General features: G+C 50.3%; 17 protein-coding genes. 10 read left to right on the forward strand and 7 right to left on the reverse strand.

Translation table 11 applies throughout. The features are described 5' to 3' along the window. Nucleotides 1-22: 22 nt before the first annotated feature. Nucleotides 23-1,804 (reverse strand): type IV pilus assembly ATPase TfpB, encoded by a 1,782-nt coding sequence (gene tfpB, locus DFR42_RS21500; RefSeq protein WP_110257090.1) that lies wholly within the window; start codon nt 1,802-1,804, stop codon nt 23-25. A 39-nt stretch (nt 1,805-1,843) separates the two neighbouring features. Beyond that, a complete protein-coding gene (locus tag DFR42_RS21505; protein WP_110257091.1) occupies nt 1,844-2,656 on the reverse strand; it encodes a spermine/spermidine synthase domain-containing protein in 813 nt (270 codons plus the stop codon). Between the two features lie 222 nt (nt 2,657-2,878). Here DFR42_RS21505 and DFR42_RS21510 point away from each other — a divergent pair, with 222 nt between their 5' ends. Beyond that, nucleotides 2,879-3,805, forward strand: a complete 927-nt coding sequence (locus DFR42_RS21510) for a hypothetical protein (RefSeq protein ID WP_110257092.1) — start codon at nt 2,879-2,881, stop codon at nt 3,803-3,805. A gap of 55 nt (nt 3,806-3,860) precedes the next feature. Here the strand turns inward: DFR42_RS21510 and DFR42_RS21515 are convergent, their stop codons facing one another. Next, on the reverse strand, nt 3,861-4,340 hold the full coding sequence (locus tag DFR42_RS21515) for a DNA-deoxyinosine glycosylase (protein ID WP_110257134.1): 480 nt from the start codon (nt 4,338-4,340) through the stop codon (nt 3,861-3,863). A gap of 227 nt (nt 4,341-4,567) precedes the next feature. Here DFR42_RS21515 and DFR42_RS21525 point away from each other — a divergent pair, with 227 nt between their 5' ends. Then, nucleotides 4,568-5,074, forward strand: a complete 507-nt coding sequence (locus tag DFR42_RS21525; RefSeq protein WP_110257135.1) for a DUF3016 domain-containing protein — start codon at nt 4,568-4,570, stop codon at nt 5,072-5,074. 83 nt (nt 5,075-5,157) lie between these two features. Here the strand turns inward: DFR42_RS21525 and htpG are convergent, their stop codons facing one another. After that, nucleotides 5,158-7,065 (reverse strand): molecular chaperone HtpG, encoded by a 1,908-nt coding sequence (htpG, locus tag DFR42_RS21530; RefSeq protein ID WP_110257094.1) that lies wholly within the window; start codon nt 7,063-7,065, stop codon nt 5,158-5,160. Between the two features lie 260 nt (nt 7,066-7,325). Between htpG and DFR42_RS21535 the strand changes: the two genes are divergently transcribed. Continuing rightward, on the forward strand, nt 7,326-8,087 hold the full coding sequence (locus DFR42_RS21535) for a type 2 periplasmic-binding domain-containing protein (protein ID WP_170133621.1): 762 nt from the start codon (nt 7,326-7,328) through the stop codon (nt 8,085-8,087). Nucleotides 8,088-8,344: 257 nt separating this feature from the next. Beyond that, the gene (locus tag DFR42_RS21540; protein ID WP_245937041.1) at nt 8,345-10,483 is read left to right on the forward strand and encodes a TonB-dependent receptor plug domain-containing protein; all 2,139 of its coding nucleotides are present in this window, start codon (nt 8,345-8,347) and stop codon (nt 10,481-10,483) included. 45 nt (nt 10,484-10,528) lie between these two features. Here the strand turns inward: DFR42_RS21540 and DFR42_RS21545 are convergent, their stop codons facing one another. Next, complete coding sequence (locus DFR42_RS21545; RefSeq protein ID WP_211324384.1) at nt 10,529-11,155, reverse strand: hypothetical protein; 627 nt, start codon at nt 11,153-11,155, stop codon at nt 10,529-10,531. A 74-nt stretch (nt 11,156-11,229) separates the two neighbouring features. After that, on the reverse strand, nt 11,230-12,603 hold the full coding sequence (gene cysS / locus DFR42_RS21550) for a cysteine--tRNA ligase (RefSeq protein ID WP_110257096.1): 1,374 nt from the start codon (nt 12,601-12,603) through the stop codon (nt 11,230-11,232). Between the two features lie 373 nt (nt 12,604-12,976). Here cysS and DFR42_RS21555 point away from each other — a divergent pair, with 373 nt between their 5' ends. Together DFR42_RS21555 and leuE are read left to right on the forward strand one after the other, a co-directional pair. Beyond that, the gene (locus tag DFR42_RS21555; RefSeq protein WP_110257097.1) at nt 12,977-14,068 is read left to right on the forward strand and encodes a GGDEF domain-containing protein; all 1,092 of its coding nucleotides are present in this window, start codon (nt 12,977-12,979) and stop codon (nt 14,066-14,068) included. Nucleotides 14,069-14,148: 80 nt separating this feature from the next. After that, the gene (leuE, locus tag DFR42_RS21560; RefSeq protein WP_110257098.1) at nt 14,149-14,805 is read left to right on the forward strand and encodes a leucine efflux protein LeuE; all 657 of its coding nucleotides are present in this window, start codon (nt 14,149-14,151) and stop codon (nt 14,803-14,805) included. 15 nt (nt 14,806-14,820) lie between these two features. Here the strand turns inward: leuE and DFR42_RS21565 are convergent, their stop codons facing one another. After that, nucleotides 14,821-16,242: an aminotransferase-like domain-containing protein gene (locus tag DFR42_RS21565; protein ID WP_110257099.1), complete on the reverse strand. Its 1,422-nt coding sequence runs from the start codon at nt 16,240-16,242 to the stop codon at nt 14,821-14,823. 195 nt (nt 16,243-16,437) lie between these two features. Here DFR42_RS21565 and DFR42_RS21570 point away from each other — a divergent pair, with 195 nt between their 5' ends. From DFR42_RS21570 to DFR42_RS21585, 4 genes are all read left to right on the forward strand, one after another. Beyond that, nucleotides 16,438-17,052: a LysE family translocator gene (locus tag DFR42_RS21570; protein WP_110257100.1), complete on the forward strand. Its 615-nt coding sequence runs from the start codon at nt 16,438-16,440 to the stop codon at nt 17,050-17,052. Nucleotides 17,053-17,086: 34 nt separating this feature from the next. Then, complete coding sequence (locus DFR42_RS21575) at nt 17,087-17,959, forward strand: DMT family transporter (RefSeq protein ID WP_245937042.1); 873 nt, start codon at nt 17,087-17,089, stop codon at nt 17,957-17,959. Between the two features lie 351 nt (nt 17,960-18,310). Further along, on the forward strand, nt 18,311-18,769 hold the full coding sequence (locus DFR42_RS21580) for a RidA family protein (protein WP_110257101.1): 459 nt from the start codon (nt 18,311-18,313) through the stop codon (nt 18,767-18,769). 62 nt (nt 18,770-18,831) lie between these two features. Further along, nucleotides 18,832-20,025, forward strand: coding sequence for an aminotransferase-like domain-containing protein (locus DFR42_RS21585; RefSeq protein WP_110257102.1), 1,194 nt, complete (start codon nt 18,832-18,834; stop codon nt 20,023-20,025). Nucleotides 20,026-20,040 lie beyond the last annotated feature (15 nt).

Raw genomic sequence — 20,040 nt, forward strand, 5'->3', positions numbered from 1 at the left:
CCTGTCTATCCTGAAGACTGTGCTAGATCAGTGAGGAAGTCACTTTCAAAACCTCATCTGCCGTGGTAACACCTTCGATGATCTTATAAGCGCCAGCAATGCGCAAGGGTTTCATGTCATCCTTGATGCTTTGATGCCTCAGGGCGTGGATATCGGCATTTTCTGTAATCAGTTTGCTGAAAGGCAGGGTCACGGTCAGCAGCTCATATAAACCGGTACGTCCCATAAAGCCAGTCTGGCGGCACTCAGGGCAGCCCACGGGTTTATAGATGGTTTCGGGTTTGCTGATACCCCAGCCTTCAGTCAGGGTATCCCACACCGCATCCACCATTTCACCTTCGGGTGATTTGCAATGTACGCACAGCGTTCTGACCAGGCGCTGCGCCAGGATGCCGATGATGGTTGCTTCCAATAAATAATAGGGCACGCCCAGTTCCAGCAAACGCATGATGGCGGACGGCGCATCATTGGTATGCAGGGTAGACAAGACCAAATGGCCCGTCAGTGCGGCCTGTATGGCCATTTCGGCAGTTGGCAAATCACGTATCTCACCCACCATGATGATGTCAGGATCCTGACGCATGAGTGCGCGTATGCCATCGGCAAAACTCAGGTCGATGGAAGACTGCACCTGCATCTGGTTGAACGAGCCTTCCACCATCTCGATAGGATCTTCGACGGTACAGACATTCACATCCGGAGTGGCGAGAGCCTTTAGTGTGGTGTACAGGGTGGTTGTTTTACCGGAACCGGTAGGACCTGTCACCAGGATGATGCCATGCGGTTTGCTGGTCAGATGATCCCAGCGCTTGGCATCATTCAGAGGGAAACCCAGTTCCGGCAGAGTCTTGACCACGACTTCAGGATCAAAAATACGCATGACCATCTTTTCGCCGAAGACCGTCGGCAGGGTGGACAGACGCAATTCCACTTCCTGGCCTTCACTGGTGCGTGTCTTGATACGGCCATCCTGAGGGCGGCGTTTTTCAATAACGTCCATACGGCCCAGTAATTTGATACGGGCCGTCATGGCAATCATGATGGTAGCTGGCACCTGATACACCTGGTGCAAGACACCGTCAATACGGAAACGGATGACAGAAATATCGCGCTTGGGCTCCAGATGGATATCCGAGGCGCGCTGGTCAAAGGCAAATTGCCACAGCCAGTCAACGATATTGACGATGTGCTGGTCATTCGCGTCAACCTGCTTGTTGGTCTTGCCAATTTCTATCAGTTGCTCAAAGTTCTGGCGCAAATTGGCGTCGTTTTTATTCGACTTGCGAGCATCCTTGATGGATTTTGCCAGCGAGAAGAACTGAACGATGTACTGAGAAATTTCCAGCGGGTTTGCCAGTACCAGGCGGATTTCCTTGCGACTGAACTTCAGTATCTCTTCTTGCCATTCAGTATTGTAGGGCTCTGTCGTGGCAACCACGACGGTGGTGGCCGTAGACTCTACCGGCAAGATATTGAAGCGTGTCGCATAGGACGAAGACATGACATCCGAGACGCTGGTGAAATCGATTTTCAAGGGGTCAATGCGGTAGAACGGCATATTGACCTTGCCCGCTGCCCATTCTGTCAGCCAGTCCAGCGTCAGCAAAATATGGGGGGAAATGGCGGAATGCAGTTTGGCTTGTGCAACCGCTGTCAGGGGATGCATGGTGGCCGGGCCATTCTTGAGCAAGCCCTGAGTCGCATGAAACTGGGTCTTGGCATCTTCCTTGAGGATAATGCCGTCTGCCATCAGCCAGGTAAAAATTTGTTGGAGGTTCAGACTGCGGTGTGTGGGTTTATTCATGCTGTATGCCGTTTTAAATTATTGATTTCGGATCACTGGCTACTTTGAGCCGGCTTTTAGTCCATTTACCCAGGATTTGGCGGGCAGCTTGGTATTTGTCTTGATCTGGTCCGCTTTTTCATACAGGGCTGGAAAATCCAGTTCAGGTTTTTGTTTGAAGGCCAGGGCAACGACATTGCCGTCATGGACCTCCGGCAGGCATAACACGGTATCAAAGGCAAAGCGCATGGCTTTCAGGTTGCGTGCATAGCTGGGATGGTCACCAAACAGATTCACGGTCATAATGCCGTCATCCTTGAGGCAGTCTGCACAGGCTTGATAAAACTCGGCACTGTCGAGCACCGGGCCCTTGGCGGTCGCATCATACAAGTCCACCTGCATGGCATCAATATGGCCGTGATTGCTGGTATCGAGGACAAAGTCCATGGCATCCATTTCCAGCACGTGCAGGCGCTCGTCATTGGCGGGCAGTTTGAACATGCTTTCGCAAATGGCGATGACCGAGGGATTGAGTTCTACCGCGGTCACTTGTGCTTGGTCAAACTGGCGGTAACTGAACTTGCTTAATGCACCTGTGCCCAGGCCCAGTTGCACGATGTGCTGGGGTGCGTCGATGAACAGCATCCATGCCATCATTTGCTGAGCGTATTCAAGCTCTATGGCATCAGGTTTGCGCAGGCGCATCGCACCCTGTACCCATTCAGTACCGAAATGCAGAAAGCGCACGCCATCCATTTCGGACAGGGTTACAGGAGCAAATTTTGGTTTGCGGTTAGGCTTCTTGAGTGCCGCAGCTTTGGGACCAGAACGGTAGTTCGCCTCGGCTTCTATAGATTTACGTTTAATTAGCATATGCTTATTTTAACCTTCATGGCGTACATGGAAAGCAAATTTACATCTTTCGTACAAGTTGTAATAAATTTTGACTGAAAACCTTGCAAAAAAGTGAAGTCAGGTCAGCCGGGCTGCTGCCATTGCGCCACTCAGTCGCAGCGGCCCTTCCAAATCAGGATGGTGGGTGGCGAATAAGAGTAGAATTCCGCGCTGCTGACATTTCACCTACTCATATTCACAATGAAATTTAAAAAAAACGCCATTTTGCTGGCTTTGTTCCTGACTTTATTTGGCTTTACTGCCTATTTCTTGTTTGGCCGTACGCCGGTCGATCATGCTAAACCGGAAGTATTCAATGCCGACACTGCCATGCTTGCCATCTTTGGGACATATAACGACAAACAGCAGGGCGTACTGCTGCCGGAGAAAAACACCGCACAATGGAATATGAAAGAAGCCGACACCCTGGCGACAGCCTTGCTGGTCGCTACTTATACCGAAGCGGGCAAGAAGAAAGCCGTGCTGGCCATACAGCGCCAGCAAATTCTCGATGGGGTGGTAGAGCAGAGCCATGCCACTGGTGCCATGATTTCAGTCTATATCTTTGCCTACAATGGCAAGCAATGGGTATTTGAAAAAGGCAAAAAGGAAGTCGTTGAATCCGGCGCCCATGGTGAGGCACCGGGCGGCAGCCTGATACGGCTGGGGCAAGACAAATATGGCCTGCTGTTTGCAGGCGGTGACGTCCACCAGGGCTTTACCAATGACTATGCTTTCATTATCTCTTTAAGTGAACCCAAGCCAGTCAAGTTACTGGACCTGAGCATGGGGGAGAGCAATAGTGGCACTTGTACCGATGTTGTGGAAGAGCAGGAGGGCATGATGCAGGCATGCTGGGAAAGTGTCAGCAAGCTCAGTTTTTTGCAGAACGGCACAGATGAATACTATGCCCTCAAATTAAGTACGACCAGCAATAAGCCTGCAGACGGCAGCAAGCAGGTCCTTGAAAAAAAATGGGATGAGTATTTTGTGCGTACTGCAACTGGCTATAAAGCCAGCAAGGCCCAAAGCCTGAAGGCTGCCAAACCGGTGGCAGACGATGTCGTCAACAATGCAGGGGAGACGCAAAAACAGACCAAGTCTGTTCCTAATATGCAGAGGCAATAAACCCTGGAAATATGGCGGGCTTGTCGCAATGGTATGTCGACATCAGCCTTTTCTGCTACTGAGGCTGCAATTCGCTTTGCCAGACTTGCAGCTTCTCTTCAAAACTGCGCATCGCGTAAGCGGGTGAAGACGAGGGCAGTATGGCAGTAAGATAGCCTTGCTCCTGGAAGTAAGCCGCCATCTTGCCCGCAGTCTGGCCATTGAAGCATAGCTTGCGTAATTTGGGATGGCAGGCTTGCAGCATGCTGAAGTCATTCAGCTTGCCTTCCCTGATTGCAGAATCAAGGCTGCCTGTGCGTACGCAGGAATGAAACACATCCCATAAGCCTATACCATGCGCCAGCAAACCACGCAGGCGCTGTTCATAATCCAGCACGACCAGGTCAGTACCCAGTGAGGCAGATACCAGTCGCCAGAACTGGTTTTGCTTGTAGGCATAATATTGGGCCGCATCGAGTGAGGCGACTCCAGGGAAACTGCCCAGTATCAAGGTATGTGTTTCGGCATTTACTACCGGCGGAAAACCTTGTAGCAAGGCAGGGCTGGATATCATGGTCGATGGCGGCGCTTTCATAGGATGGATATTTGGCCAGGTTTCAGGATTGCAAGTGGAGTCAGGGCCCATGGCATCAGCCGGGACTGAAAAAATGTGGCAAAATAATTATTTCAGCAATGAAGGCCTCTGGTTGTTTTGTCTTTCATGGACTATTCTGAAAGTGGGCTTGATTTGTCTATAGTGGAATGAAAACTGAAGGTGGAAAAATGAAATTGATTTTTAGCACCATGCTTTTGGCTGTAGTAATGTCCGGACAGGCGCAGGCTGGGGAAGTCAAAGTTGCCTGGCAAGAGCCAGAAAAATTTACTGATATTCGGCCAGGCAGTGAACACAGGTCTGACTTTCAGGGGCGCATGATCAAGGAATTTGATTATATCTTTGCAGACCTTGCAAAGAAACTGCCTGATGGCTATCAATGGGATGTGACAGTCACAGATGTTGATCTGGCCGGTGATGTCAGGCCATTTTTCCCTACCCCCATGAATGAGATTCGTGTCATCAAGGACTTGTACTGGCCGCGTATGAGTTTCAGCTTTGATTTGAAAGACGGGCAAGGGAAGAGTGTGGTGTCCGGCAATGAAAATCTCAGGGACATGAATTTTCTCATGCACTCCAATCTTGCTGGCAGGAACAATAGTTTCCGCTATGAAGAGCAGATGTTGCGTGACTGGTTCAAGAAGCAGCAGCGGGATAAGGTTTTTCCTGAGCGCTAATCACTTTGCTTAATGGTTTCAAGAAAAAAACGGACTCAGTACTGAGTCCGTTTTTCGTTTGGCAAATTTTACTTGCAGTAAAATTATTTGCTGAGCAACATCTCATTCAGACGTTTCACAAAGGCGCTAGGGTCACTCAGATTACCACCCTCGGCCAGCAAGGCCTGGTCAAACAGGATGTGTGACCAGTCATCGAACTTGTTGACTTCATACTTGAGCTTCTGTACCAAAGGATGGTCAGGATTGACTTCCAGAATAGGCTTGGATTCAGGCGCACTTTGGCCAGCAGCCTTCAGCATGCGCGCCAGGTTGCCAGACAAATCATGCTCATCTGCGACCAGACAGGCTGGTGAATCAGTCAGACGGAAAGTCACTCGTACATCCTTGGCTTTATCAGTCAGGGCTGCTTTCATTTTCTCGACCAGGTCCTTGAACTCAGTCTGGGTTTCTTCGTGTTGTTTCTTTTCTGCTTCATCTTCCAGCTCACCCAGGTCCAGGCCACCTTTGGCGACGGAGGCCAGTTCCTTGCCTTCGAAGTCATTCAGGAAGGACAGCATCCATTCATCAACGCGGTCAGTCAGTAACAAGACTTCCACGCCTTTCTTGCGGAAGATTTCCAGATGCGGGCTGTTCTTGGCCGTTGCATAGCTTTCTGCCGTGACATAGTAAATCTTGTCCTGGCCTTCTTTGGCGCGGCTCAGGTAATCTGCCAGTGAGACATTTTGTGCATCGCTGTCATTATGGGTAGAGGCAAAGCGCAAGAGCTTGGCAATGCGTTCCTTGTTGGCATTGTCTTCGCCCACGCCTTCTTTCAAGACCTGACCAAATTCTTTCCAGAAAGTCGCATATTTGTCTTGCTTCTCTTTTGCATCATCACCATCGGCATTTGCCAGGTCTTCCAGCATGCCCAATACACGTTTGGTCGAGCCTTCGCGTATCGCCTTGATGTCGCGGCTTTCCTGCAAAATTTCGCGTGAGACATTCAACGGCAGGTCGTTGGAGTCTATGACGCCTTTGACAAAGCGCAGGTAGACTGGCATCAGTTGTTCTGCATCATCCATTATGAAGACGCGTTTGACGTAGAGCTTGATGCCACCACGTTTGTTGCGGTCCCACATGTCAAACGGTGCGCGTGCCGGGATGTACAGCAATTGTGTATATTCACTGCGGCCTTCAACACGGTTATGCGTGTGGGTCAGTGGTGCGCTGTAGTCATGGGATACATGCTTGTAGAACTCATCATATTGCTCAGGCGTGATTTCAGACTTGCTGCGCGCCCACAAGGCGCTGGCCTGGTTGATGGTTTCCAGCTCATCTTTCAATACCTGTTCTTTTTTCTCTTCATCCCATTCTTCTTTCTGCATCTTGATAGGCAGGGAGATATGGTCGGAATAAGTACGGATGACGGATTTGAGCTTCCATGCCGACAGGAACTCATCTTCACCTTCACGCAGGTGCAGGGTGATGCTCGTGCCGCGGCCTTCCTTGACGATGTCTTCTACACTGAAGTCGCCAGCACCTTCGGATTCCCAGCGTACAGCCTGGTCTGCAGGCAGACCGGCGCGACGAGTTTCTACGGTGATGCGGTCAGCAACGATAAAGCCGGAATAAAAACCAACACCAAACTGGCCTATCATGGCCGCATCTTTTTGCTGGTCGCCAGACAATTTGCCAAAGAACTCCTTGGTGCCGGATTTGGCGATCGTGCCCAGGTGTTCAATCGCATCAGCCTTGCTCATGCCTATGCCATTGTCGGCGATAGTAATGGTGCGGGCTTCCTTGTCAAAGCTGACCTGGATTTGCAACTCAGGATCGTTTTCAAACAGGCTGGCATTGTTGATGGCTTCAAAGCGCAGTTTGTCTGATGCATCAGAAGCATTCGAGATCAGTTCACGCAAAAAGATTTCCTTGTTTGAATACAGGGAGTGGATCATCAATTGCAGGAGTTGTTTGACTTCGGCCTGAAAGCCCAGGGTTTGCTTTTCTGACATGGTTTTCCTCAAAGATTTTTAGTGATAATGGTAATTACTTACCTGCTGCTGTTTTTACAACATGGACCGCAGCATTGCTAGAGCAGGGAAGGTGAGGCCGCTTCGCTGGATTTCAAGATGATTGTTTAAAAGGCATGAAAATATTATTCCTGTATCGTTCATGCTGACCGGGGAATTTGTGTTTTTTGCAAAATATCACTAGACTTAAGCAGATGACAGTGCGTTTGGACATGATGGCGTGGGACTTACGGAGTGACTTTATGTTGCTTAAAGTAGTAAATTTACTCATTTCCTGTTCCCTGATAGTGCTCGCGCCACAGCTTAGCGCGGCCAATCTTTATCTGACCGAAGTTGCCCCTTTTGCCTTTGTGAAAGAAGGCAAAGGGTCTTATGACGGTATCAATGTACGTATAGCGAATGAATTGCGCAGACGCTCAGGCGTGCCCCTGGAACTGGTGATTGTTCCCAGTTCTCGCCACTTATTGATGTTTCCGGCTGATAAGGAAGCCTATAGCATTTCCCAGTCCGAGAATTTTACTGATCACGACGGCGTTATCCTCTCTGAGGTAACACAATTCCCCATCATGGTGGTGGCACAGCGCGGCGCTGTATTGAAGAATTATGATGACTTGATTGCCCTCGCCGCAGACCGTGGTATAGGAATGATGCGCAGGCTGAGTTACGGCACTTTTGCTCAGGACGAGCGCGTCCGGAAAGTGGAAATCAATACCCTGGAAAACGGTTTGCGTATGCTGGAGGCGGGACGCATTTCCGGTATCGTCGGTAGCCAGCCCGCTATCCTGGCAGCCGCAGAGAGGAACTCATCCACGCATTTATTGGGACCTGGTCTGGTGATTGCCTACGGCGCTCACGTCATGCGCGTCAGGCCAGAATTTGCTGCCAGCACCCAGTCCAAAGCTTTAAGCGCGACATTACTGGCGATGAAAAATGACGGCAGCATCGCGCGCATACTCGATGATTTTTTGAAAGACCCGAAGACAGGATTGCAACCAGCAAAATAAGCTGACAGTTTAGGGCCAATCTTAGTGCCAATGTCAGGCCTGTCACCTCATTTCGGGCTTTTGTCACATGACTATTCTGCTATAGTTGTGCGCCCTTCATAATGCACCCCGTTGTCTGCATCTGTTCGCCAAATCATCTCTGCATCTGGCGCTCAGTCATTTCCCGTTCTCGCTCATTTACTTTCATGTCCACACTGGTTTCAAGTAAAAAATCTCGTCTCTCGCATTTGTCATGCCACGCATTTCTGAAACTGGGAATGCGTGGTTTAGGTAGTTCAGCTTTATTCTGGACTACTCACCTGTATGCTGCAGATCTGCCTGCGAAAGAAAATACGACGGTGCAAACAGTGGAAATTTCCGGCCCTGGCGCAATAGCACAGAGAAAGAATGACACAGCCGCAAAAATCATTGTCAATGCGGCCGAGCTTATGCAGTATGGGGATACGCAACTATCTGCGGTATTAAAGCGTCAGCCTGGCGTGTCTGTCGTAGGCAATGAATTGCGCATGCGTGGCCTGGGATCTGGTTATACCCAGATATTATTGAATGGCGATGCGGTAGCGCCGGGATTTTCCATAGACAGTATTGATCCTGCATTGATAGAGCGCGTGGAAATCCTGAGGACGACGACGGCAGAATTCAGTGCGCAGGCGGTGGCCGGTACGATCAATATCATTCTCAAAAAAGGCGTGAGCAGTGCCAGGAAAGAGTTCAAGATTGGTATAGCGCATGGTGAAAATAACTGGAATCCTTCGCTCGCCTTGGAAGTCGCTGACAAGAATGCAGGTTTTTCCTATTCGGTTACCACCACTCTGTCGAAAACTGGTTATGAAAATACGCCTCTGGTAACCGAGGGTATTTATGATGCAATGGGTGAGTTCAATATCCTGCGCTTGAGAGAGCAAAAGAATATCGCGGACGTCTGGCGTTTTGGTCTCAGTCCCAGACTGAACTGGAATCTTGAAAGTGGTGACACGCTGAGTTGGCAGAGTTTCTTTGACTACTATGCCAATTTAAACTGGGGTCGTGATCATGAACTAAACATGACGCCAGTTACTACACAATATCCGGATAATAATTATAGTGCTTCCATGCACACGGCAATCCTGCGTACAGACCTGAACTGGGCGCACAGAATAGATGCTGATAGCAAGCTCAATGCAAAGCTGGGCCTGAATTACAATCATCGCGAAGTAGACTACAATTTCTTTGGTTATCCTTCGCCGCGGGACCAGGCTTTCAATCGCCATGTCGTTTCAAACGCAGCGGAAAGCAGCGTCAGCAGCAGTGGCAAATACCTGAGCCGTTTTCGTGACGATCATAGTCTTGCGCTGGGATGGGATGCTGCCCTGACGCGGCGCACGGAAGCTCGCCTGCAATTTGACCGGCCGGCGAATTCCAATACGGTGGGCGAGCCACTGGTGGAAGATTACAAAGCCAATGTGCGGCGCATTGCCATGTTTGCCCAGGATGAATGGGATGTGACGAACCGCCTGCAAGCCTATCTCGGCATGCGCTGGGAAGGGCTGAATACCGAAACCACAGGCCGCTTGATGGCGCCCGTACAAACCAGGTCCAGCGTCTGGAGCCCGGTCATGCAATTATTGTGGAAACTGCCTGAGCAAGAAAAAGACCAGCTGCGTTTCGCCTTGTCCCGCACCTATAAAGCACCCACGCCGCGCAGCCTGGTGCCACGGCGCTATACGGTGAACAATGGCAATGGCCCGACAAATCCTGATTTCCAGGGTAATCCTGATCTTTTGCCTGAACTTGCATGGGGCGCTGATCTGACGTATGAATCTTATTTCGCCAAGAACAGCATGTTCAGCCTGTCAGCCTACGCCAAAAGAGTGCAGGACGTGACTGTGCAAAATCTGTATGAGCAAAACAAGGTCTGGATTACCTCACCGTATAACCACGGTACAGCCAGAGTAATGGGAATAGAGTTCGATGCAAAATTCGCTTTGCAGCATTTGCTGGCTGGAGCACCGCCGCTGGAAGTGCGGCTGAATGCAGCACGCAATTGGTCAAGACTGGACGCCATACCCGGGCCAGATAATCGTCTTACCGATCAGGTGCCGTTGACGGCTAATTTTGGCGTGGATTACAAGCGCAGTGAACAGCAATCTTTTGGCTTTAATTTTAATCTGCAGACAGGCGGCAATGTACAGGCTACGCCAGTCTTGCGTACTTACACTGGTGTCAGTCGCAATCTTGACTTGTATGGCTTGTGGAAGCTGGAAAATAAAATGCAGTTGCGTCTGTCGATCAGCAATCTTTTACATCAGGATGTACTACAAGGTTCTCAATATAGCGAGGTCAATGGCCGCGATGTGCGTAATACGGTAACGCCGGGTAGCATGACGATACGCCTGCAGTTTGAAAAGAGTTTATAAAAAAATGGGAGAAACATCTCCCATTTATAACTCTCTATTTGCTTATTATTTGGCACCCACACCCTTGAATTTTTCCGGATCAAAATCAGCTATGTCGATTTTGCCAAAATGTTTGGGTGGGGTGAAAATCTTTTCTTTGACCTTGTCTGGCACAAATGCCATAAAGGATGATTCAGACACTTTGACTAATTGCCAGGTATCGTCTTTCTTCGAGTAATTGAATTGATAGGTGTTGGCCCAGCGCCAGTTGCTGCCACCGTAGTGCGAGACTGAAAAGGTCTTTTTTCCTGCTGTTAAATCAGAAAACGGATCGCCAAATACACCGCCACAGCCCGAGCAAAAAACGACTTTGTCATTGGCCTTGACGAGTTTCAGTTTGCCATCTGCCTGGCGTATGGCGATATGCAAAGGCCGTTGTCCATGATCTATGGGATCATCATCAGGATGTTTCTTTTGTTTTTCCAGAATGAAAACATAATCAGGTTTGTCATCGCCATTCAAGTCTGCTATTTCATAGGCCAGCAACTTGGTGTTGGGCAAAATGAAGGGACGTAATTCTGCTGGTATGTCTTTGCTTTCCACATAATCAGTCGCCATGCTGATTGCCGGGATCAGAGCAAGACTAAAAATAGTGGCAAATTTGCCGTGCATTAAATTAAATTTTTTAAACATATTTCTTTCCTTTGCCTTCACCAAATAAAACAGGGGGAAACGCTAGTCTCCCCCTGTTTTTTTATACCTGATGATTATAGTGCTTTGATCTGCATGCCATCGGCTTTATCCTCGACTTCATAACCTAGCGCGTGTAACTCTCCACGCAAGCGGTCTGCCTCGGCCCAGTTCCTGGCTTTGCGTGCAGCCTGACGCTGTTCGGCCAGACTTTGCACTTCTGCCGGAATAGCCAGTACAGCAGGCTGCCATTGCGCCAGACCCAGGCCAAATACCTTGTCGAATTCTGTCAGCGTGGCTTTTTTGTCGGCATCAGACAAATCGGCTTTCAGCATTTCCCAGACCAGTGCCAGGGCACGCGGTACGTTCAGGTCTTCATTGATGAAGCAAGTGAATTTCTCGCGGTATTCGACACTGACACTGCCACCTGTTGGCCAGGCATGATAAGTCTCGCGCAGGCGTTGCAATGCAGTCTGCGCCGACAACAGGGCTTCAAAGCTGAACTGCATCTGGCTGCGGTAATGCGCAGTCAGGCACAGGTAACGATATGCCAGCGGATCAATATTCTGATCGAGCAAAGTTTGCAGGCGCAGGAATTCACCCGTCGATTTGGACATCTTGCCAGAATCGATTTGCAGGAAATAACCATGCATCCAGAAGTTGGCCAGACGGGTACCATGGCAAGCCTGGTTTTGCGCAATCTCATTGCTATGGTGGATGGCGATATGGTCTTCACCGCCGCAATGGATATCAAACCAGGGAGTCAGGTATTTGGCCGACATGGCAGAGCATTCTATATGCCAGCCAGGGAAGCCACGGCCCCATGGGCTGTCCCATTCCATTTGACGGTGTTCATCTGGCGGGCTGAACTTCCACAGCGCGAAGTCAGTCGCATGCAGCTTTTCGCCGAGTTCAACGCGGCTGCCGGCCTTGATGGCATCACGCTTGATACGCGCCAGGAAACCGTAGTCGTCCTGTTTGCTGGTATCAAAATAAATGCCGTCACTGGTGCGGTAGGTATAACCATTTTTTTCTATGGCAGCGATGAAATCGATTTGCTCAACGATATGGTCAGTGGCCTTGCACCAGATGGCTGGTTCCAGGATGTGCAGCTTTTGCAAATCATCCTTGAAGGCTGTCGTGAAACGGTCAGCAATCTGCCAGGCAGATTCACCGGCTTTGCGGCTGCCTTTTTCCATCTTGTCTTCACCATCATCACCATCGGACACCAGATGACCAACGTCAGTGATATTGATGACATGGCGCACGGTATAGCCATTCCATTCCAGGGCGCGGCGCAGCAAGTCTTCAAACAGATAAGTGCGCAGGTTGCCGATATGGGCATAGTCATATACGGTAGGTCCGCAGCAGTACAGGCCAACCCAGTCTTTGTTCAGTGGGCTGAAAGGGCGCAGGCGGCGTTCCCAGTTATCGTAGAGAAGTATGTCCATTTGTTGTGAAAATAGCGAAGTATAAATTGGGTCTATGGGGATGCTGGGGTGTTACTTGAGACTGGCAGGCAGGGATCATCCCGCTGCATATGGTTCTATCAACTCAACAACAACAGGCTGAGTTAATAACTTGTATTTGCGCAGACGCAGACATGCCAGACCCAGGCGTGTCGCCTATGCAATCTTTAACATGTTGCTTGTCGAAGTGGGGCATATAATCAAGTCTGAGCAGTTCTGTTTGTCTTTGATGGCTGAAACAAAGAAGCCTAGAGTGAGAATGTAGCATAGATATGCACTCTTGACCAAAATTGTACAGGCTGACGAGAGCTGGCTGGAGACGCCAGAGGCTGAAGAAAAATAAAACGGTGCAAAAATGCAAACGAATTATAAAGATGTCAGCGAAGAGAATTATCGTTCTCACTATACCAAACAAGACCGGGCGCAAGTTCGCCGGGTAGTGCGCATCATGTTGTGGGCCTTCTTGCCGCTGTCGCTGGTAGATGTGCTATTTCATGACATGGCTATTCCCCTGGCAGTCTTGCTGCTGATACGCCTGTCTGTCTTTGCCTATTCCCTGTGGCTGGTAAAGCGCTATGAGATTGAAGAAAATGTTCCCAAACTGGACCGTTACGCCATGCACTGGCTGGTCATGGTATTGCTGACACAGTTCATCAGCAATGCCTGTTTGCCGCGTGATTATCTGGGGCATTATATGGTCGATGCCTGGTTGGTCTTGATGGCCTTCATCTCCTTGCCGCTGGCTTTACATATCTTGCGTGCACCCTTGTTCATGTTTACGGCAGCATCCTGTTTACTGCTTTTGTATAAGCAATCAGGCACCTTTTCCCAGGCGGCCAGCGTCTTGCTGATTTTGCCAGCGGTTGCGATCACCGGTCATGCCATTGCGGCCTATGTACACAGATACAGGCGCAAGCTCCTGAGCGCAGAACAAGAGCTGGAGAGGCAGGCAAACATGGACCCGGTCACCGGTGTCGCCAACTGGAAAGAATTCATGCGTATTTCTGATGGCGAGCTGCAACGCCATCTGCGCCTGGGCAAACAATTGTCCATGCTGGTGCTGGACTTGGATGATTTCAAGCATATCAATGACACGCATGGCCCGCAGGTGGGCGATGTGATCCTGGTTGAAGTCAGCCGCCGTGTGAAACGCGCCATGCGTTCTTATGATTGCATCGCCCGTTATAGTGGTGAGGAATTTTGTGTGCTCTTGCCTGAAGCCTCGGCAGAAGATGCCAGCAAGATTGCCGACCGTACCCGCGCGACTGTTGTTGCCATGCCTATCTCTGTCTCTGGTGCCGAGATGAGAGTGAGTGCCACCGTACGTACTGCAACGCTGCGCGAAGGCGATACCGCACTGAGCCTGTTGCGCAGGGCAGGCGAGGGTTCAGGCAGGCATCAGCAAGAAATGCAGCAAGATGTTAATCTCATGCCCATGCCAGTTTGATTGAGCAAACTGGCGGCATATATTAATCAGCAATAGTCAGCAACAATTAGCAATAATCAGCAAAATGCGAGGGTAGTGAGATGAGTTTTTATGGCGTAACCGATTTGTGGACTTATGTACTGGGTGCCCTGGGCATTATCTTGTTGCCAGGACCTAATTCCCTGTATGTACTGTCGGTTGCCACTGCACGTGGTGTGCGTGAGGGTTATAAAGGTGCGGCAGGGATATTTGTCGGTGATAGTATTTTGCTCATGCTGACTGCCCTGGGTGCTGCCGGTATCTTGCGTACTTATCCGGCTTTGTTCATGGTGGTCAAATATGCGGGCGCGGCTTATCTGGCCTGGGTAGGTGTCAATCTGATCTGGGCTGCCATACAAAAATGGCGTAACAAGACCGCGACTGTGGCAGAAACGCAGGCGACCGCGATTAATATGCAAAACCCTTTCAAGCGCGCCCTGGTCATCAGCTTGCTGAACCCGAAAGCGATCCTTTTCCTGTTGTCTTTCTTTGTGCAATTCATCGACCCTGCCTACCCAACACCTGCAGTACCTTTCCTGATACTGAGTGCTGTGGTGATGGTGTTCAGTACGACTTATCTGTCTGTCCTGATTTTCCTGGGCTCTCGTCTGGCGCGCAGCTTTAGTCAGCGTCGTCGCCTGTCAGCCAGTTTGTCCAGTGGTGTGGGCAGTATGTTTGTCTGGTTTGGAGTCAAGCTGGCCAATGCCAGCCTGCATTGAATGCTCAACGGCTGCCTAATTTATCTCACGTTTTAAAAACTCCCAGACACCAGGGTCAGACATCGCGGCAATATTGATGCGCATCTTGGTGGACGGGAGCTGGCTGGGTGAGAACAAGCTGCCGGGTGCCAGCAAATAGCCTTGCTCCATGGCTTTCTCGGTCAGCTTATTGGTATCACAGCCAGTCTCCGTCCACAAGAACATGCCTGCCGGTGTGCGGTAATCAACCTTCATCCCCTGTTGTTCCAGCCGCTTGGTAATGTCGTCGCGCACACCATCGAGCTTCACGCGTATGCGGTCTACATGTTTGCGGTAATGGCCTTCAGACAGGATTTTATAGACCACGCGCTCGCCAATTTCTGTGGTTGTCAGGGTAGACAGCATTTTGCGGTCAGCCAGACGTATCGCCAGTTCTGGCGAGGTGGCGATAAAACCCACACGCAGATTGGCGGCCAGTGTCTTGGAAAAACCACCAAGATAAATCACCCTGTTTAGCTGATCCAGGGCTGCAATACGGGTAGCTGCCTGTACCGCCGGTCCGGGGTGCATATCGCAATACACATCATCTTCAACGATCATGAAATCATGTTCTTCTGCGGCTTTCAAGACCTGAAAAGCTTTGGCGGCGGACAGCGAAGTCGAGGTTGGATTATGCAAGACTGAATTGATGATATACAGCTTGGGTTTATGCAGGGCAGCCAGCTCGGCCAGCTTGGCGACATCCGGGCCATCATGCAGACGCGGTATGCCTATTACTTTGGTGCCGAGGATGGCGAAAGAGCCAAACATCAAAAACCAGGCCGGGTCATCGACAAAGATAGTGTCACCGGGCTGGGTAAATTCACGGGCCACCAGGTCCAGGCCCTGGGTAACACCGCTGGTCATGACGATTTGTTCTGGGGAGGCGGCAATTTCAAGCTCCGCCATTTTTAACTGCAATTGCTGGCGCAAGGGCAAAAAACCCTGTTGTGTGCCGTAATGCAGCAAGAGGTTCTGGTTCAGCCTGCTGATGGAGCGCAAGCCATTCGCCACCAGTTCACCATCTAGCCAGTCATGTGGCAATACGCCGGAACCCGGCATTTTCTGTGGTGGTAATTGCCGGAACATATTGCGCACCAGCCACACCACATCCAGGTTTTGGGTGACAGGGGCAATCTGCGCGGTGGTCGGGACATTGTTCAGCATGGACGCACGTTCACGCACAAAGAAGCCCGCCCCACGGCGTGATTCCAGATAACCCTTGGCGACCAGCCTGTCATAGGCTTCAACCACGGTAAAGCGTGACACTTCCTGTTCATCGGCAAACTGACGTATGGATGGCATGCGTGCGCCAGTACGCAGCAATTTATCATCTATACGGTTGGCAACCGCATTGACGATTTGCTCTACCAGCGAGCCGCCAGAATCACGCGAGATAAAAAAAGTGGGTGTCAGCATTGGTGTCTCCTGCCTCTGTTCTGTAATGGATAGTTGACCATTACAGTACGAATATTATCGTTTGTAGTGTATTGGTACTGTATCGGTTTTTGCGTTTAGGATAGCACAACACTACAGCAAAAAACGGGAGATACAAGATGAATGAACGACAGAATTTTGATCATTGTCAGCCGGAACACAAACGCGGAGTAAGACATGGCAATTGATACCCTGATGGCCTTTGCTTTGTTTGCGCTGGTATCTTCCATTACACCAGGCCCGAATAACCTGATGCTGCTGGCCTCGGGCGTAAACTTTGGTTTTCGTGCCACTCTGCCGCATATGCTGGGCATCAGCATAGGTTTCATGGTGCTGGTTCTGGCGGTTGGCGTTGGGCTGGCTGGCCTGTTCACGACTTTCACATGGCTGTACGCAGTGCTGAAATGGGCTGGTGCTGCTTATCTGCTCTATCTGGCCTGGAATATAGCCAATGCCGGGCCTCTGGAAGATAAATTACCGGAGAATGCGCATAAATCCGGCCCCATGAGTTTCATGAGTGCTGCTGCTTTTCAATGGATTAATCCCAAGGCCTGGGTCATGGCGCTGGGTGCTTTCAGTACCTATATCCCGGCAACCAGTGGCTTCTTGATTGTTGCATTGGCAGCCGGGGTGTTTGCAGTCATCAATTTGCCCAGCGTAGGCTTATGGGCATTGTTTGGTGCCAAAGTCAGGCACTTGCTGAAAGTGGAACGCAATCTGCGCATTTTTAACTATGGCATGGCTTTGCTACTGGTGTTGTCGCTTTACCCCATGCTGGTGAGTGCACAATGAAATTCAGCCCACAGTGTAGAAAGGCAGGTCCGTCATGCTGATCCAGGAAAACAAGGGTATGGCCCTGGGCCTGATCGGTGTCGTGATTTTTAGCCTGACCCTGCCATTCACCCGCATGGCAGTGGCAGAACTTAATCCGGTATTCGTGGCGCTGGGGCGAGCTGTGGTGGCAGCTTGTTGTTCTGGCCTGCTATTGTGGATGCAGGGCGCGAAATTACCGCAACGTGCACAAATGAAGCCATTGTTGATCACCTCTCTGGGTGTGGTGGTTGGCTTCCCATTATTCAGCTCGGTCGCAATGGCTTATGTGCCTGCTTCGCATGGGGCCATAGTGTTGGGCATTTTGCCACTGGCAACCGCCTTGTTTGCAGCATTGCGCTTTAATGAAAAACCGTCGACGGGTTTCTGGGTGATGGCTGTACTGGGCAGTGGCCTGGTGATCGTCTTTGCGCTGATGCAGGGCGGCGGTTCATTTCAGTTTGCCGACCTGGCCTTGTTTATTGCCGTAATTGCTGCAGCCATGGGCTATGCCGAAGGTGGCAGGCTATCGCAAAGCATGGGCGGGCAGCAGGTGATTTCCTGGGCTTTGCTGCTGGCTTTACCTGTGTTATTGCCGGTGACGGCCTGGCTGGGCTGGCACTATGGGGTACAGGCTTCTGGCCGGGCCTGGGCTGGTTTTGCCTATGTTTCGGTATTTTCCATGTTCATAGGATTTTTCTTTTGGTATAAGGCGCTGGCGATAGGTGGTATTGCCCGTGTCGGTCAGGTGCAATTGTTGCAACCATTTTTGAGTTTATTGGGGGCTGCCTTGATCCTGGGGGAAGTCCTGACTGGTCGTGAAATCTTTTTTGCACTGGCGGTCATCGTTGTAGTGGCGCTGGGGAGACGCATGAATATTCAACGGTGATTTTCTTGCAAAGCACTGACTGACCAAATTTAATCTGTCATAAGCCATGCACTAGGGGGTGTTAATCGCTTCCTAGCGGGCTTACAATAGAGGACTGGTATGATAGGACGTACGCAAAACTGCCCCAGCTGCGTTGCAACTCCAGCATTTAGCAAAAATCGGTACTGAAGTACTGTCTTCGTCGCTGATGCCTTGCTGGGACAATTTTGCGTACGTCCTATCAAAACGGTATCGGTTTGAATATGGGTTGGACTTCTGCAAACTTTTAAAACTTGCAGAAAATAATAATAAAAATTTAATTATCTCTAGTGCATCAGTGAGGGCTGCTGCGCTTTTTTCTGGAAAATAGACATGTCATTTTACGAAAAGCTCCAAGCATTAAATATCGAATTGCCTGCTGTCGCGACACCTGCTGCTGCCTACGTTATGTATGCACAAACTGGCAATACAGTATTTTTGTCCGGCCATATTGCCAAGAAAGATGGCGCACCATGGGTAGGTCAACTGGGTAAAAATATCTCTACTGAAGAAGGCAAACTGGCAGCACGTGCAGTTGCAATTGATCTGATTGCCACTTTGCAGGCAGCTTGTGGCGGCGATTTGAATCGTGTCAAACGCATCGTCAAGCTCATGAGCCTGGTTAATTCCACACCTGATTTTACCGAGCAGCATCTGGTAACGAACGGCGCTTCTGAACTCATCGGTGAAATCTTTGGTGAGCAAGGCAAGCATGCACGTTCAGCCTTTGGCGTTGCCCAGATTCCCCTGGGTGCTTGCGTAGAAATTGAAATGATCGTCGAGATCGCCTGAATTTTATAAAACAATAAGCTTGCCCGAGATGGCAATCCTAAACGAGAGATAGTGAGACCCGCATGAAACTTGAGAATCCCAGCCCCATAGAGTGGAAATTTTCTGACCGCGCCGAGCAGTTGCAAAGCTCTGCCATCAGGGAAATTTTAAAAGTGACCATGCGTCCTGAAGTGATTTCTTTCGCCGGTGGATTGCCATCCCCAGAAACGTTTCCTGTAGAGCGCATGCGCGCTGCCTTTGACAAGGTACTGACACAACAAGGCAAGTCAGCCCTGCAATACGGCCCTACTGATGGTTATGCTCCTTTGCGTGAATTTCTGGCTGACTCTCTGTCTACCAGTGACTCAACAATCCTGCCTGACCAGATCATGATGGTATCGGGTTCGCAACAGGGCCTGGATTTGCTGGGCAAAGTGCTGGTGGACGAGGGCAGCAAGGTCTTGGTGGAAACACCAAGCTACCTCGGTGCCTTGCAGGCGTTTTCTGTGTATCGCCCTGAATTTGAATCAGTCGATACTGATGACCATGGCCTGGTGCCAGCTTCAGTCGCCGCCAAAGGTGCTGGTGCGAGGTTGATGTATGCCTTGCCTAACTTCCAGAACCCAACCGGTCGCACGCTGTCGGTAGAGCGCCGCTATGAGTTGGTGGAAACCTGCGCGCGCATGGGTATCCCGCTGGTTGAAGATAACCCATATGGCGACCTGTGCTATAACGGCGAACCTTTGCCAAAAATGCTGAACATGAATCCTGGCGGCGTGATCTACATGGGTTCTTTCTCCAAGGTGCTGACGCCTGGCATACGCCTGGGTTATGTGGTTGGCCCGACGCCGCTGATACGCAAACTGGAGCAAGCCAAACAGGCTGCTGATTTGCACACAGCACAACTGACACAAATGGTGGTGTATGAAGTCATCAAGGATGGTTTCCTGAGTGAACATATCCCTACCATCCGTACTTTGTACGCAAAACAATGTAATGCCATGCTGGAAGCCATGAGCAAGCATTTCCCTGAAGGTGTGCGCTGGACCAAGCCAGAAGGCGGCATGTTTATCTGGGTAACCTTGCCTGAGTATATGGACAGCAAGCAATTACTGGATGAAGCAATTCAGCAAAATGTTGCCTTTGTTCCTGGTGGTCCTTTCTACGCCAATAATCCAGAGAAAAATACCCTGCGCCTGTCATTCGTGACGGTGTCGCCTGAGCGTATCAATGAAGGCATAGAAAAACTGGGCAAACTGGTCAAGGCTAAAATCTGATCATCGCCCTGGCGT

Source organism: Undibacterium pigrum, from assembly GCF_003201815.1.
In the GTDB taxonomy this organism is placed as follows: Bacteria; Pseudomonadota; Gammaproteobacteria; order Burkholderiales; family Burkholderiaceae_D; genus Undibacterium; species Undibacterium pigrum.

Bases quoted from the DNA above. Each gene is read 5' to 3' on its own strand.
- tfpB (WP_110257090.1), bottom strand. From the start codon at position 1,804: ATGAATAAACCCACACACCGCAGTCTGAACCTCCAACAAATTTTTACC.
- DFR42_RS21505 (WP_110257091.1), bottom strand. From the start codon at position 2,656: ATGCTAATTAAACGTAAATCTATAGAAGCCGAGGCGAACTACCGTTCT.
- DFR42_RS21510 (WP_110257092.1), top strand. From the start codon at position 2,879: ATGAAATTTAAAAAAAACGCCATTTTGCTGGCTTTGTTCCTGACTTTA.
- DFR42_RS21525 (WP_110257135.1), top strand. From the start codon at position 4,568: ATGAAATTGATTTTTAGCACCATGCTTTTGGCTGTAGTAATGTCCGGA.
- htpG (WP_110257094.1), bottom strand. From the start codon at position 7,065: ATGTCAGAAAAGCAAACCCTGGGCTTTCAGGCCGAAGTCAAACAACTC.
- DFR42_RS21535 (WP_170133621.1), top strand. From the start codon at position 7,326: ATGTTGCTTAAAGTAGTAAATTTACTCATTTCCTGTTCCCTGATAGTG.
- DFR42_RS21540 (WP_245937041.1), top strand. From the start codon at position 8,345: ATGCGTGGTTTAGGTAGTTCAGCTTTATTCTGGACTACTCACCTGTAT.
- DFR42_RS21545 (WP_211324384.1), bottom strand. From the start codon at position 11,155: ATGTTTAAAAAATTTAATTTAATGCACGGCAAATTTGCCACTATTTTT.
- cysS (WP_110257096.1), bottom strand. From the start codon at position 12,603: ATGGACATACTTCTCTACGATAACTGGGAACGCCGCCTGCGCCCTTTC.
- DFR42_RS21555 (WP_110257097.1), top strand. From the start codon at position 12,977: ATGCAAACGAATTATAAAGATGTCAGCGAAGAGAATTATCGTTCTCAC.
- leuE (WP_110257098.1), top strand. From the start codon at position 14,149: ATGAGTTTTTATGGCGTAACCGATTTGTGGACTTATGTACTGGGTGCC.
- DFR42_RS21565 (WP_110257099.1), bottom strand. From the start codon at position 16,242: ATGCTGACACCCACTTTTTTTATCTCGCGTGATTCTGGCGGCTCGCTG.
- DFR42_RS21570 (WP_110257100.1), top strand. From the start codon at position 16,438: ATGGCAATTGATACCCTGATGGCCTTTGCTTTGTTTGCGCTGGTATCT.
- DFR42_RS21575 (WP_245937042.1), top strand. From the start codon at position 17,087: ATGCTGATCCAGGAAAACAAGGGTATGGCCCTGGGCCTGATCGGTGTC.
- DFR42_RS21580 (WP_110257101.1), top strand. From the start codon at position 18,311: ATGTCATTTTACGAAAAGCTCCAAGCATTAAATATCGAATTGCCTGCT.
- DFR42_RS21585 (WP_110257102.1), top strand. From the start codon at position 18,832: ATGAAACTTGAGAATCCCAGCCCCATAGAGTGGAAATTTTCTGACCGC.